Here is a 14,150-nt window from a genome sequence, read left to right on the forward strand (position 1 = left end):
CCGCACCCGTGATGCGGGTGGTCTCATTCCTCGAAGTCGGTGCCCCTGCTGACGGCCGCCCAGGCGGCCCGCTCGTCCTGCGTCTGCTGGGCGGCGGCGTTGAGGCGGTCGAGGGTCTCGTTGCCCATCGGCAGCCGTAGCGGGGTGTCTCGTGGGCCAGTGCGGTGAGGATGGCCTGGGCGATCTTCGCGGGGTCGTGGCCGCTGCGTCAGGCGGTGCTGCCCTGCTTGAGGGCGCCCGCGATCCGCACGACGCGGGTGGCCTGGTGGCGGGCGGCGTTGCGGGTGTCGTCGTCGATCGTGCCGAGGTCGGGGCCCCACACCGCGTGGTGCGAGGTGCCGTACGGGTTGCCGTCGACGAACTTGACCGGGTCGGTGTACGCCGGCGGCACGATGATGCCGCCGAAGTGGTGGATGCTGTTGTAGAGGGCGAGCAATGTGGACTCGTGCCCGCCGTGGCGCGTCCCGGCCGAGGTGAATCCGCTGTAGACCTTGTCGGCCAGCCCACCGGCCAGCCAGAGCGGTGACAGCGTGTCGATGAACTGCTTCAACTGGGCCGCGACGTTCCCGAACCGGGTCGGCGACCCGAAGATGACCGCGTCGGCCCAGGTCAGATCCTCGGGGGCCGGGGCGGGCACGTCCGCGGTGGCCGCGTGGTGGGCGGCCCAGGCCGGGTTCGAGTCGATCGCGGCCTGCGGCGCCAGTTCGGCGACCTTGCGCACACGCACCTCGGCCCCGGCGGCCTCGGCCGCGTCGGCCATCGTCCTGGCGATCTCCGTGCCGGTGCCGGTCGAGGAGTAGTAGATCAGCGCGAGCTTGACGGGGTGGGACATGTGATCGCTCTCCTTCTCGTGGGTGTGGTTTCCGTGGCGCCGTCCGGGCGGGCGAGCCGGGGCCAACCGTAACGAGAAGAGGGTGACGCGTCATCGCTTAGTGTTAGATGACACATCAACCTTCGGTGCGACCGACGGGTGCGTCGACTCGCCGCGTCGTGCCTGCGGGACGGCCGCGAAGACCCCCGTGCACCCCCGACGACGCGGTGTTGGGCCGGTACTATCCGCCACCAACGGTCGAGCTGGGAGGAAAGACCGAAATCGGTGCCGTGCTCCGCGGGGCCGGACCAGGTGGTGATCCGTCAGCTTCGCGGACGGGGAGAGGTCGCCGAACTCCAGCGGTAGAGCGGTGACGAGTCACCCATAGCCTCGGCCGCGGCCGGGAGGGGTCACTCCTCGAAGGGTTCGTCCTTCAGGTTGTCCAGCACGGTCTCCGACACCACGGCCAGGGTGTCGAGTTGCCGGGGGCTCAGCACGTCGAGGAAGAGCCGCCGCACGTAGCGGAGGTGCAGGGGAGTCGCCCGGTCGATCACCGCACGCCCCTCCTCCGTCAGCGCGACGTGCGTCCCCCGACCGTCCTCGGCGCAGCTGCGCCGCTCCACCAGCCCTCGCCGGATCATGCGGGATATCTGGTGGGTGAGGCGGGTCTTCTCCCATCGCAGGGCCTCCCGCAGCTCGAAGACCCGCATGGGGCCTTCCTTGTGCAGCCGCAGACTGCTCAGAACGGCGAAGTCCGCGAGGGAGATCCCCGCCTCGCGGAGCAACTGGCGGTTCATGTGCCGCCGGATGTCCTCCTGCATCGTCAGGAAGCCGAACCAGGCACGCCGCTCGCGATCGTTCAGCCGTTCAGGCTCAGTCACCCCTCAACGCTACCGGCAGGGGGACGCGGGACCCTCAGGCCGGTGACCGGCCCACCCCCGCCGCCTCCGGTGAGCGCCCCGGCCGGTCACCCACGCCGGAGCGTGCCGCGTCGTACAGCTCCTCCAGCCGCCGGGTCTGGGTCCGTACGTCGAAGTGCGCGGCCACGTGGGCGCGGGCGGCCCGGCCGAGCCGGCGCCGCAACGCCTCGTCGCCGAGCAGCGCGTCCAGGTGCTCGGCGAGAGCGGACCGGTCACCTTCCGCGCCGAGCAGCCCGGTCTCGCCGTGCCGCACCGCCTCCGGAATGCCGCTGTGACAGGTGGCGACGGTCGGCAGGCCGGCCGCGCCCCCTTCCAGGATGGTGGTGGGCAGCCCCTCGCAGTCGCCGTCCGGGGCGGTCCGCGACGGGGCCGCCAGGATCCGCGACTCGGCCAGATGGCGGCGGACCACGTCGGGTGGCTGCGCGCCGACGAACGTGGCGTCCAGGCCGAGCGCGGTGGCGCGATCGCGCACCGGTGCGGCGAGCGGCCCGTCGCCGATCAGGAGCAGCCGGGGACGGCGGGCGACGGGCAGCATTCCCGCCGCCTCCACCAGGTCGTCTACGCCCTTCTTGGCCACGAACCGCCCGACGAAGACCACGTCCCACCGCTTCGGCGGCTCCGTCGCCGGTGGGGGCGGAACCGGCACGCCGGTGTGATGGACGCGGACCTTCGCCGGGTCGGCACCGAGAGCGAGCGCCCGGTCCCGGATGAACTCCGACACCGCGATCACCAGGGCGGCCCGGTCGAACGCCTGCCGCAGGTGCCGCCGGTGGCGGGCTCCCCGCGCTCCGGGCAGGGCGGCCTGCCGGGTCACGTCCTGGCCGTGCAGGGTCACCATCAGGGGGACGCGGAGCCGTCGGGCGGCCGCGCTGACCAGCCAGCCGTCACCACCGAAGTGGGCGTGTACGAGATCCGGCGCAAGCCGGGCGAGCGTCGCGTCCAGCCGCGGAGACCGGCCGGTCAGCTTGAGCAGCAGCAGCTCGGCCCGGCCCGGCGGATCGTCCGGGAAGGCGATGACGTCGCTGTCGCGGGCCACCGGCGAGGCGACCCCGACCGCACCCAGGAACCGGGGCCGCCACCGGGTCAGCGCGTCGGCCTGGTGACGGACGAAGGTCTCCGACCCGGGCAGCAGGTGGCTGCGCCAGACGACCACCGTCGGCTGCGGCATGACCGGACCCTACTGCGGCCGGACACCGGAACCGGCGACCGGATCCGGTTCGGCGAACACGGCCGGTCGTGGCTCGGCGTGCACGGCCCGTGAATCGTGCGGGGCGTGGACCGGTCCCGGGTCCGGCGTCGTGTTCCGGCCCCGCCGCCGGTCGAGCAGGCGGTCGCGCAGCGTGTGCCGCAGGTCCGGTGGGAGCACCCAGATCTGCAGGTAGGTGACGTAGTCGATGAGGCTGGGCCGGCCGTGCCGGCGGGCCTCGGCGAGCAGCATCCGGAACACCCGGAGGCTGCGCGTCGTGGCCGCCATCGAGCTGATCACGCTCATCGCCAGCGCCGCGTACGCGCGCGGGGTGAGCAGCGGACGGATGCCCTTCAGCCACTCGAACTGCGCCTCCCACGGCGACTGGAGGCTGATCCGTGGGCGGTCCTCGTCCTGGTGCCAGACGACCAGCGGCTCGGCGGTCATCAGCAGCTCGACGTCGGGGTGGGCGACGGCCCGCAGCGTCCAGTCAAGCTCCTGCTGGCGGCGCAGCCCGACGGTGAACGGCACGCGGCGCAGCAACTCGGTCGGCGCCATGATGGTCGAGGTCTGGATGAAGCCGTCGCCGTGGAACAGGCCCCGCCGCACGGTGAGGTACTCGCTGATCGGCTCGCCGGGCTCGGGCAGCCGACGCGGCAGCACGAACTCCGCCCGCGGGGTGCGGTTGACCAGCCGGCTGGCCACGACGGGCATGCTCTCCCGGGCCGTCGCCGCCGTGGCGAGTTGCACCTCGAGCTTCTCGGGCAGCCACTCGTCGTCGTCGTCGAGGAAGGCCGTCCACGGCGCGCGGGCCGCGGCGACACCGACGTTGCGGGCGTTGGGGGCGCCGCCGCGTTCGGGCAGCGACAGCACCCGTAGCCGGTCGTCGGGCACGGCGGCCAGGGCCCGCCGGGTCGCCTCGTCGCCGCCGTCCACCACGACGAGGACCTCGATGGTGTCGACGGTCTGGGTCAGGGCGCTGCGGACCGCGCGGATCACCAGGTCCGGCCGGTCGCAGGTGGGGATCACCACGCTGACGTCAGGTGTACGGCTCATGAATACTCGCTCACTCGTACGTGATTTCGAGATGTATTCGCCGACGTCGAACCAGCCGGCGATCCGGTCGTGTCCTGGAAATTCGCGATCGAATGGCTATCGGAACGCTAGTGGGCGCATTGTGTGCGCCGGGTTAATGGCGGGTGTCGATCGTCTGCCGAAAAGGGCGATTCCGGGTGTCTTCCCAGGCCAACGCGGTGCTGAAGGGCGCCTGGTGGACAATTCCGAGGCCCCTTGCCGGTCCTGTCGTGACCGCGAGAATCTGCCGTACACTCGCCGGGCACCAGCCGGACGGAGAATGGGAGAGATCGTTCATGCAGCTCGACGCCGCGCCGCACGAGCGCCGGAGGCGGGTGGTCATGCTCGTCGACAACGCGGTCGAGGGCGACTCCCGGGTGCAGAAGGCGGCCCGGTCGGCGGCGGACGCGGGCTGGGACGTGATCCTGCTCGGGTGTGCCCGCCGCGACGACGAGCGGACCTGGCAGCTCGGCGAGGCCCGGGTGCGGGTGCTGCCGATGGGCGGCCACGCGAACACCGCCACCTCGCCGCCCGGCGGGCTGCGCGGCCTGCGCGCGCGGCTGGTGCGTCGGGGTGGGGTGCCGCTGCGCGCCGCCCGGCTGGCGCGCCGGCCGGTCGAGCACGCCCAGGTCGTGTTCTGGCGTTCGGTGCAGGGCGACCGGTCCTGGCGGCGGCTCGAACCCGGGCTCTGGGGCTACGAGCGCCTCTTCGGCCCGGTCATCGACGAGCTGCGGCCGGACCTCGTCCACGCGCACGACTTCCGGATGCTCGGCGTGGCCGCCCGGGCCGTGCGACGCGCCCGCGCCGACGGGCGCCCGGTGCGGCTGGTCTGGGACGCGCACGAGTGGCTGCCCGGCGCCAAGCCCCGCCGCGACAACGCCCGCTGGCTCCCCGCCCACCTCGCGTACGTGCGCGAGTACGTGGGGGAGGCCGACGCGGTCGTCACCGTGTCGGAGGCCCTCGCCGAACTCCTGCAACGCGACCACGGTCTGGCCGAGCGCCCGGCCGTGCTGCTCAACGCCCCGGTGGCCGGCGAGGCGGCGGGCGACGACGACGAGCCCGCCCCGGACCTGCGGCAGCGCTGCGGGGTCGCCCCGGACACCCCGCTGCTGGTCTACAGCGGCGCGATGGCGGTGCAGCGCGGCGTGGACACGGTGGTCGACGCGCTGCCCCGGCTGCCCGGCGTGCACCTGGCCCTGGTCGTCGGCGACCTCGACGCGCCGTACGTGCGACAGGTGCTGGCCCGCGCCGACCGGCTCGGCGCGGCCGACCGCGTGCACGCGGTGCCGTACGTGCCGTACCGGCAGCTCGTGGCGTTCCTCAGCGGCGCCGACGTGGGGCTCATCCCGCTGCACCACTGGCCCAACCACGAGATCGCCCTGATCACCAAGTTCTTCGAGTACTCCCACGCCCGGCTGCCGATCGTGGTGAGCGACGTGCGGACGATGGCGCAGACCGTCCGGGCCACCGGCCAGGGCGAGGTGTTCCGGGCCCGGGACGTCGCCGACCTGGTCCGGGCCGTGCGGGCCGTGCTCGCCGACCCGGCGCGCTACCGGGCGGTCTACGACGGGCCGGACTCGCCGCTGCCGGGCTGGACCTGGGAGGCCCAGGCGAGCCGGTTGGACGCGCTCTACCGACGGCTGCTGGCGCCCGCCGACGCCGAAGCGGGCCTGGCGGTGCCGCCCCGGTGACCGTCCCCGACGTCAGCGTGGTGGTGGCGGTCTACAACACCATGCCCTACCTGACCCGCTGCCTGGACTCGCTGGTGGCGCAGACCATCGGCCCGGGCCGGCTCCAGGTCGTCGCGGTCGACGACGGGTCGACCGACGCCGGCGGCGCCGAGCTGGACCGGTACGCCGCCCGGCACCCCGGCGTCTTCACCGTTCTCCACCAGGCCAACTCGGGCGGCCCGGCCGGCCCGTTCAACCGGGGCCTCGACGCGGCCACCGGCCGGTACGTGTTCTTCCTCGGCGCCGACGACCACCTCGGCCCCGACGCGCTGCGCCGGCTCGTCGAGGCGGCCGACCGGTGGGAGTCCGACGTGGTGCTCGGCCGGGTCGTCGGGGTCAACAGCCGCCACATCTACCAGGACATCTTCGCCCGAACGCAGGCCGACGTGGATCTGTTCGACTCGCCGCTGCCGCGCTCACTGGCCAACACGAAGCTGTTCCGGCGTGAGCTGCTGGAGAAGCACGGTATCCGGTACCGGGAGGACCTGCCGCTCGGCAGTGACCTGCCCTTCACGCTGGAGGCGTGCTACCGGGCCCGGCGCATCTCCGTACTCGCCGACTACGACTACTACTACGCCGTCCGCCGGCACCGGGCCACCAACATCACCTACCTCAGCCGGCACGCCGACCGGCTGCGGACCGTCGAGGCCACCACCGCGTTCGTGGCCGAACTGATCCCGGCCGGTCCGAAGCGCGACGCCGTCCTCGCCCGCCGCTTCGATCACGAGATCGCCAAGCTGGTCGAGGACGACCTGCTGCTCCTGGACCGGGACACCCAGCAGCTCGTCCACGACGGCGTGGGACGGCTGGTCCGCACGCACCTCACCGAGCCGATCGCCGCGCAGATCAACGCCGAGACCCGGATCCGGCTGGCGTTGACCCGCGACGGCGCCCTCGACGACCTGCTCGCGGTGATCCGGCAGGACGCCCGCGGCGGCGTGCCACCCACCGTCGTCGAGGGCGACCGCCGGTACGCGGCCTACCCCGGCTTCCGCGCACCGGACCGCGGCCTGCCGGACTCCTGCTTCGACGTGACCGACGCGCCGGACTGGTCCGCGAAGCTCGACGCCACCGGGCTGGCCTGGGAGACCGACGAGCGAGGCGAGAGGGTGCTCACCGTCACCGCGGTCAGCCCCCTGCCCGAGCTGCCCGCGGCGGGCGCGCAGCCGCTGTCGGTCAGCGCCGAGGAGATCCCCGGCGAGGTCACCCCCGCCGGCCGGGGACCGCGGGGCACCACGCTGCGGATCCGGTTCCGGGTGGCCGACCTGCTCGCGAACACCGGGGCCACCGGCCAGCGCCGGGCGCTGTCCGCCCAGGTCGGCGCCTTCGACCCGGCGCGCGCCGTGGGCGCGGCCACGGCGACCGGCGCGGCCGGCTCGGCCGCCGTGCGCGCCCCCGCCGTACGCTCGACCGCGCCCCTGCTGCGCCGGCGGGGCGCCCGACTGTACGTGGTCACGCCGGTCCGTGACGCCTCCGGCCGACTGATGATCTCGGTGGTGCCGGTGACCGCCGCCCGGGTCGCCGCGCAGCTGCGCCGGGTGCTGCCCCGCCGCCGGTAGCAACCCGGCACAAGTGCCGGGCCGGCCGTGGTACGAATTCTGGACGGGATTGTCCGGAGGAACGGGGGCGGTGGCGCGGGCGCGGTCGGGGTGGATCCTGCGCGGTCAGGAGACTCCCCGCCGGATCTCCTACCTGGAGCTGCTGTTCGACCTCGGCCTCATCGTCGCGCTGACCCGGCTCTCCGACCGGCTGACCGGCCACCTCAGCTGGCTCCACGCGGTGGAGACCGTGGTCCTGCTCGCCGCGATCTGGTGGGTCTGGACGGTCACCGCCTACACGACGGACTGGTACGACCCGCGTCAGCCGCTCGTCCAGGTGATCGTCCTCGGCGTGCTCTTCGGGGGCCTGCTGATGTCGTTGGCCGTCAGCAGCGCCTTCGAGGGAGCCAGCGGGATCGCCTTCGCCGGGGCGTACGTGGGCCTGCACCTCTGTCGCGGGCTGATCCTGGTGACGGCCCTGCGTGGGCACGCGCTGCAGAGACGGCCCCTGCGGGTGCTCGTCTGGTTCTGCCTGACCGGCGTGCTGTGGCTGGCCGGCGCGTTCCTGCCCAGCCCGATCCGGCTGGTCCTCTGGGGCGCGGCGATCGCGACTGACTACGCGGTCGGCCTCTTCGGCTATCCGCTGCCGCGGCTCGGCCGCGCCGGCGCCGAGGAGCTTCGGGTGGGCGGTGACCACCTGGCGGAACGCTACCGCCAGATGTTCATCGTCTGCCTTGGCGAGATCATCCTGGTCGGGGTGCGGCACTACGGCGACCCACCGTTCGTGTCGCTGCGGACGGTGGGAGTGATCTTCCTCTTCGTCCTGACGGTGACGATGTGGCGGATCTACATCGTCTACGTGGCCGACCACCTCGCCACGGGGATCGACGAGGCGACCAGCCCCGGCCGCATCGCCCTCGTGGCGGCCTACGCGCACCTGGTCATGGTGGCCGGTGTGGTGCTGGTCGCCGCCGGTGGCGACATCGTGGCCAGCGATCCCGGCGGCGAGATCGACGCCACCCAGTTGGCGGTGGTGGTGACCGGCCCGCTGGTCTTCCTCGCCGGCCGCACCGTGTACGCGCTCGTGGTGTTCCGGGCGATGCTGTGGCGGCTGCCGGTAGGCCTGCTCGTCCTCGCGGTGACGGTGCCGTTCACGGGAGGACTACCGGCGCTCGCCGTGGCCGCCGTCGTCACCGTCGGGATGATGGTGATCGCCTTCGTTCCGCACTGGGGGCGGCCGGTCTACCGCACCCGCTGGCGCATCCGCACCCGCTGGTGATCCGGTCCCGGCCCGACCGCCGCGACCAGCGGGATCGCGACGCCGTCACCGGCAGGGGCCTCGGGCCGAACCCCCGGCGCGGATCAGTCGGTCGTGACCGGCAGCGTGGCGTAGCCGCGCAGCACCAGCCGGTCGCGCCGCTCGGCCGGGCCGGCCAGGCGCAACCGGGGCAGCATCGTCAGCAGCAGCGGGAACGCGACCTGAGCCTCCAGCCGCGCCAGCGGGGCGCCGAGACAGTAGTGCGCGCCGCCGCCGAACGAGACCGGCTGCACGTTCGGGCGGTCCGGATCGAACCGGTGCGGGTCCGGGTAGCGGGCCGGGTCCCGGTTGGCGGCACCCAGCAGCATGGTCACCTCCGCGCCGGGGGCGAGCCGCACCCCGCCGCCGAGATCCGTCGGGCGGGTGGCGAACCGCGTCGTGAGCTGCACCGGGGAGTCGTACCGGAGGATCTCCTCGACGAACGCCGGCGCGCGGCGGGGGTCGGCGCGCAACCGGTCCGCCTGCTCGGGACGCTCCAGCAGGAGCCGGAGGCCGGTGCCGAGCAGGTTGGTGGTGGTCTCGAAGCCGGCGATCAGCAGCAGGATCAGGTTGGCGAGCAGGGTCTCGCCGGTCAGCGCGGCGCCGGCGGTGCCGTGGTCGTGCGCGGCGACGAGGGCGCTGGTCAGGTCCTCCCGAGGGGCGCGGCGCCGCTGCTCGATAAGGTCGGTGAAGTAGGCCTCCAGGTCGCGGCCGGCCACGTCGGCGAGCCGCATCTCCTCCTCCGTGCTGATCGGCTCCAACACCACGGTCAGGTCCGCGGCGCGCTGCCGGAACCAGGAACGGTCCGCCTCCGGCACGCCCAGCAGCGCGCAGATCACGCCGATCGGCAGCGGGAACGCGAAGGCGCTCATGAAGTCGGTCCGGGCCGGCATGGCCTTGATCAGGTCCTCGGCCAGGCCGCTGACGACGTCGCGCATCTCGGCGATCCGGCGGGCGGTGAAGGTGGCCGCCGCGGCGCGGCGGACCCGCGTGTGGTCCGGCGGATTGGTCTGCAGCATGGACAGCACGATCGAGGCGACGCCGCGGTTGCGCCGCCAGTCCGGCCAGAAGCCGTCGTAGTCGGCGGCGTCCGCGACGCGCAGGCCCGGGTCGCGCAGCACCCGGTTCGTGAGCGCGTGGGTGGTGACGAACCAGCGGCCGTCGAGCGCCTGGAAGATCGGAGCGTGCGCGCGGAGCACGTCGTAGGCCGGGTACGGGTCCACGCGTCCCTCGGGCTGGAACAGCGACGCCAGTGCGCTCTGGTAGTCCATCCTTGCGCCTCCCCTGAGAGCCCTCTGCTCTCCTGCATCATCTCCGGCGTCGCCCAGGCGACGACAGCGCCACTAGTGTCAGGCGGTGACCGTGCACACGCTGTCCCGCGCCGACGCGCGTCGCCTCGCCGTGCGCGCCCAACTCCTGGACGCGCCCCGTCCGACCGGGATGGTCGGTGTCGTACGCCGGTTGACGCTGGTGCAGAACGACCCGACCGCCGCCGTCGCGCCCAGCGCCGACCTGGTCCTGTGGAGCCGGCTCGGTTCCTCGTACTCGCCCGGCCGGCTCCGGCAAGCGCTCGACGAGCAGACCCTGCTGGAGCTGGACGGCTACGTCCGCCCGCCGGAGGACATCGCGCTCTACCGTGCCGAGATGGCCGAGTGGCCCGGCCGTCCTCCGCTGCGGGGCTGGCAGGAGGAGCTGCGGGACTGGCTGGCGGCGAACAACGGCTGCCGGTTGGACATCCTCGCCCGCCTGCGCGCCGACGGGCCGCTGACCGTGCGCGACCTCCCCGACACGTGCGTCGTCCCCTGGCGCTCCTCCGGCTGGACCAACAACCGCAACGTCGCCAAGATGATCGATTTCCTGGTGCGGCGCGGTGAGGTCGCGGCCGCCGGCCGCCGCGGCACCGAGCGCCTGTGGGACCTCGCGGAGCGGGTCTACCCCGACGAGGTGGTGCCCTACGAGGAGGCGGCGCGCGTGCGGGACGCGCGCCGCCTCCGGGCACTGGGGATCGCCCGTGCCCGCGCCCCGAAGAGCCCGGGGGAGCCGAACGACGTGTCGGCCGCCGGCGAACCCGCCGTCGTCGACGGCGTGAAGGGCCAGTGGCGGGTCGACCCCGACCTGCTGGACCGGCCGTTCACCGGCCGGACGGCGCTGCTGTCCCCGCTGGACCGGCTCGTCTACGACCGCACCCGGATCGCCGAGCTCTTCGGGTACGACTACCAACTGGAGATGTACAAGCCGGCCGCCAAGCGCCGCTGGGGCTACTGGGCGATGCCCATCCTGTCCGGGGACCGGTTGGTGGGCAAGCTCGACGCGACGGCCGACCGCGGGGCCGGGCTGCTCCGCGTGGACGCGATCCACGAGGACGTGCCGTTCACCCGGGCCATGACCGAGGCCGTCCGCCGGGAGATCGGCGACCTGGCGGACTGGCTGCGGCTGAGCCTGGTCCTGCCGGGCTGAACACCCGGTAGGTCAGCTCCGCCGGGAGTCCCTGACGAACACGATCGCGTCGGTGTCGGCCACGTGCGCCGGATCGAGCGGGGCGTAGCCGAACCAGGGGGACACCCGGGCGACGGCCGGCGCGGTGGCGAGGGCGCCGGCCAGCCGGCGGCTGTCGGCGAGGTGACGCTCCTGCGGCAGCGCGTACAGCAGCCCTTCGACGGTGTCCGGCGGCGGGGCGTCGACTCCCCGGTGGCGGATCGTGCCGACGGCGGTGGCGAGGAAGGCGTACCCCGCGCCCAGATGGGCGTCGACGATCGCGCCGGCGCTCCACCACCGCACCGCTCGGCCGCCCATCCGCATGCTGCTCCGGGTCCGCTGGAGGTGGCCGTTGTGGCCGTGCACCAGCACCGGGCCCCGCTCGGCGAGGGCGAGCAGGTTGGCGGCCATCATCGAGTCCCGCAGGCCCACCAGCCGCGCCAGGCGGCTCGGTGACGCGTCGGCCATCCCGAAGTGGTAGCGCAGCAGCCCGGTCGCGGTGCGCGCGTACAGTCGCGCCCGATCCCAGTCCTCCCGGGAGGAGGCCGCGACGAGCTGGGGTGTCTGCGCATCGAGCGTTGCGGCCAGCTCGTCGGCGAGCAGCCGCAGCTCCCGGGCCTCGGGCGTCTGCCCCACGGACCGGGACGGGTCCGTCATCGCCGCGGGCTCGGTCCACCGGTCGTCGGCGCCGAGCAGGCGGTCGAGCGTCTCCGCGGTGCAGGGGAGCAGGTCGGCGTCGACCCGGGCGGCGAGGTAGCGGTGGAGCGCGGTGAGGGCCTGTCGAGGGCTCGCGGCGCCGGTGATCTCCAGCGGGCCGTCGAAACCGGCGAAGCGCACCTGCTCGGCCGCGGGTCGACCGTCGTTGTACGCGCGCATCCAGCGCACCAGCTCACGGTTGCCCGGGAAGGCGCCCCACTCGTGGCTGAAGCCGTGCTCCATGGCCGCGTCGAGGGTGCCCGTGCCCGCGGTGACGTGCTCGTCGACGGTCAGACCCATGAGGCAGTCGCTCTCGATCGCGATCGTCCGGTAGCCCTCCTCTTCGACGAGCTGCCGGAAGAGGTCGTTGCGCAGGTCGAGCAGGGCGTCCTCGCCGTGGGTGGGCTCGCCGAGGGCGAGCAGCCGTGGCCGGCCCGGAAGCAGGCTCATGACGGTGGAAGCGGTCACGGGATGGGCGATGTCGGTGATGCCGGCAGTCATGACCTCGACCGTATCGTTGAACCATCGGTGGAGACTTTTCACCGATTCCAGCACGACTAGAGGGCAAAACCCTCAACCGGCCCGACCTCGGCGAGCGGGCGGACGGCTCGGCGGCGCGGGGCATTCCGCGGCACCCGTCTCAGACGAAGCTCGGCCTGGTGAGCCGCCACGCGGCGCCGACCAGGGCGACGTGGGAGAGCGCCAGGGGAGCGTTGCCCAGGTGCGCGCCGGTGCGGGGATCGATCTGCTCGGCGAACAGTCCGAGGTCGTTCGCCCGGGCAGCCGTGCGCTCGAACAGCGCGGTGGCGCGCTCCGCCTCACCGGCCATCGCCAGACACTCGACCAGCCAGAACGTGCACGCCACGAAGCCGGCTGGGTCGTCGGGCCACCGTCGCACCAGACCGTCGGTCGTCAACTCCCGGGCGACCGCCTCGACGGTGGCCCGCATCCGGGGATCGGTGGCTGACACCATCCCGGTGAACGGCAGCACCAGGACCGACGCGTCCAGCTCCGGTGAGCCGAGCACACCGGTGAAGGCGCCGACGCGCTCGTTCCAGGCCGCCGGCAGCACCTCGGCCCGGATCTCGTCCCGGACGGCCGCCCATCGTCGTGGATCCGCCTGCCGGCCGAGCACGGGCGCCAGCTTGACCGCGCTGTCCAGCGCACCCCAGCACAGCGCCTTCGAGGCCAGGTTGTGCCGCCCGGCACCCCGCTCCTCCCACATGCCGGCGTCCGGCTCGCGCCAGCGGGTCGCCTGCTCGGCCAGACCGATCAGCAGCGCCCGCAGCTCGTCCGACAGCTCGCCGAGGTGATCCCGAAGCAGGTAGGCGCAGAGCAACACCTCGCCGGGCACGTCGTTCTGGCGCTGCCGCCAGGCGTCGTTGCCGATCCGGACCGGTCCGCTGTCGGCGTACCCCCGCAGGTGCTCCAGGGTGTACTCGGAGATGTTCCGCTCGCCCGTCACCCCGTACATGATCGGCACCGGCTCGTCGCCGCTGCGACCGGCGGAGCGGGCCGCCCAACCGAAGAGCCGGCCGGTGTCGTCCGGGCAGGCGGCCACCCAGAGGGCCCGCATGGTGAGGAAGAAGTCGCGCAGCCAGGCGTACCGGTAGTCGTAGTTGCGCGCGCCGCCGAGGTCCTCCGGCAGCGAGGCGGTCACCGCGGCCACCACGGCGCCGCTGGGCTGGTAGGTCAGGCCCTGCACCACGAGCATGCTCCGCCGCACCAGATCGGGGTAGCGCCCCCGGTAGGGGTGCATCTCCCGCATCGCCCGCCAGGCCTCGATCGTGTCGGCGAGCGACGCCACCGGATCCAGGCGGCGCGGGGGCGGACCGTAGGCCGGCGCGTGCGCCAGGTCGAAGGCGAGGACCTGGCCGGCGGTCACGGTGAACTCACCGTATGCCCGGCCCTGCGTGCACTCCAGCGGGACGGGGGCGCGCAGAGTCAGGGCGAGCGGACCGGCGCCGAGCCGCACCTCACCGTCGGCGCCGTGCAGGTACGGCGTGACCAGCCCGTACTCGGGACGAGGAACGAACTCGCACCGCATCCGCACCCGGCCGGTGAGCCCTTCGACCACGCGGGCCAGGACCATCGGGGAGGTGCGCCCCAGTTCGTGCCCGCGCGCCCCCGGCTCGGCGAGGAGCGCCTCCGTCACCGCGACGCTGCCGTCGCCGGTGTGGTGCACGGTGCGCAGCACCAGGGTGCCCTCGACGTACGCCCGTTCGGAGCGGGTGCCCGGCCCGGTGGTCACCGGGCCGAGCGCCCAGTGCCCGGCGTCGGGGTCCAGCAGCCGGCCGAACACCGACGGTGCGTCGAACCGGCCCGGGCACCACCAGTCGACGGAGCCGTCGCGGCTGACCAGCGCGGCAGTCGTGCTGTCGGAGAGCAGGCCGTAGTCGGCGATGGCGACCGCGGACACCCGG

General features: G+C 73.6%; 11 protein-coding genes. 4 read left to right on the forward strand and 7 right to left on the reverse strand.

Features of this window, described 5'->3' with window-relative positions; all coding sequences use genetic code 11:
- Positions 1-208 precede the first annotated feature (208 nt).
- The 4 genes from SM573_RS25800 to SM573_RS25815 form a co-directional block, all read right to left on the reverse strand.
- Positions 209-832 carry a flavodoxin family protein gene (locus tag SM573_RS25800; protein ID WP_474617252.1) on the reverse strand — a complete coding sequence of 208 codons (624 nt, stop codon included), beginning with the start codon at positions 830-832 and terminating at the stop codon, positions 209-211.
- A gap of 389 nt (positions 833-1,221) precedes the next feature.
- On the reverse strand, positions 1,222-1,692 hold the full coding sequence (locus tag SM573_RS25805; protein WP_474610830.1) for a MarR family winged helix-turn-helix transcriptional regulator: 471 nt from the start codon (positions 1,690-1,692) through the stop codon (positions 1,222-1,224).
- Positions 1,693-1,726: 34 nt separating this feature from the next.
- Positions 1,727-2,899 carry a glycosyltransferase gene (locus tag SM573_RS25810; protein ID WP_474617253.1) on the reverse strand — a complete coding sequence of 391 codons (1,173 nt, stop codon included), beginning with the start codon at positions 2,897-2,899 and terminating at the stop codon, positions 1,727-1,729.
- A gap of 9 nt (positions 2,900-2,908) precedes the next feature.
- The gene (locus SM573_RS25815) at positions 2,909-3,973 is read right to left on the reverse strand and encodes a glycosyltransferase family 2 protein (RefSeq protein ID WP_474610828.1); all 1,065 of its coding nucleotides are present in this window, start codon (positions 3,971-3,973) and stop codon (positions 2,909-2,911) included.
- A gap of 359 nt (positions 3,974-4,332) precedes the next feature.
- Between SM573_RS25815 and SM573_RS25820 the strand changes: the two genes are divergently transcribed.
- The 3 genes from SM573_RS25820 to SM573_RS25830 all read left to right on the forward strand — a co-directional run bounded on the left by SM573_RS25820 (position 4,333) and on the right by SM573_RS25830 (position 8,538).
- Entirely contained in the window at positions 4,333-5,682 is a 1,350-nt protein-coding gene (locus SM573_RS25820) for a glycosyltransferase family 4 protein (protein WP_474610981.1), read from the forward strand.
- On the forward strand, positions 5,679-7,280 hold the full coding sequence (locus SM573_RS25825) for a glycosyltransferase family 2 protein (RefSeq protein ID WP_474617254.1): 1,602 nt from the start codon (positions 5,679-5,681) through the stop codon (positions 7,278-7,280). The genes SM573_RS25820 and SM573_RS25825 overlap by 4 nt, the downstream gene beginning before the upstream one ends.
- 70 nt (positions 7,281-7,350) lie before the next feature.
- Positions 7,351-8,538, forward strand: a complete 1,188-nt coding sequence (locus SM573_RS25830) for a low temperature requirement protein A (protein WP_474617255.1) — start codon at positions 7,351-7,353, stop codon at positions 8,536-8,538.
- An 83-nt stretch (positions 8,539-8,621) separates the two neighbouring features.
- Here SM573_RS25830 and SM573_RS25835 read toward each other — a convergent pair whose 3' ends face one another.
- Complete coding sequence (locus SM573_RS25835; protein ID WP_474617256.1) at positions 8,622-9,827, reverse strand: cytochrome P450; 1,206 nt, start codon at positions 9,825-9,827, stop codon at positions 8,622-8,624.
- Between the two features lie 85 nt (positions 9,828-9,912).
- Between SM573_RS25835 and SM573_RS25840 the strand changes: the two genes are divergently transcribed.
- Positions 9,913-11,013: a DNA glycosylase AlkZ-like family protein gene (locus SM573_RS25840; protein ID WP_474617257.1), complete on the forward strand. Its 1,101-nt coding sequence runs from the start codon at positions 9,913-9,915 to the stop codon at positions 11,011-11,013.
- A gap of 12 nt (positions 11,014-11,025) precedes the next feature.
- Here SM573_RS25840 and SM573_RS25845 read toward each other — a convergent pair whose 3' ends face one another.
- Positions 11,026-12,228 carry an erythromycin esterase family protein gene (locus tag SM573_RS25845; RefSeq protein ID WP_474617258.1) on the reverse strand — a complete coding sequence of 401 codons (1,203 nt, stop codon included), beginning with the start codon at positions 12,226-12,228 and terminating at the stop codon, positions 11,026-11,028.
- A gap of 139 nt (positions 12,229-12,367) precedes the next feature.
- A complete protein-coding gene (locus tag SM573_RS25850) occupies positions 12,368-14,146 on the reverse strand; it encodes a glycoside hydrolase family 15 protein (protein ID WP_474610822.1) in 1,779 nt (592 codons plus the stop codon).
- Positions 14,147-14,150 lie beyond the last annotated feature (4 nt).

The organism is Micromonospora xinjiangensis (assembly GCF_056150165.1).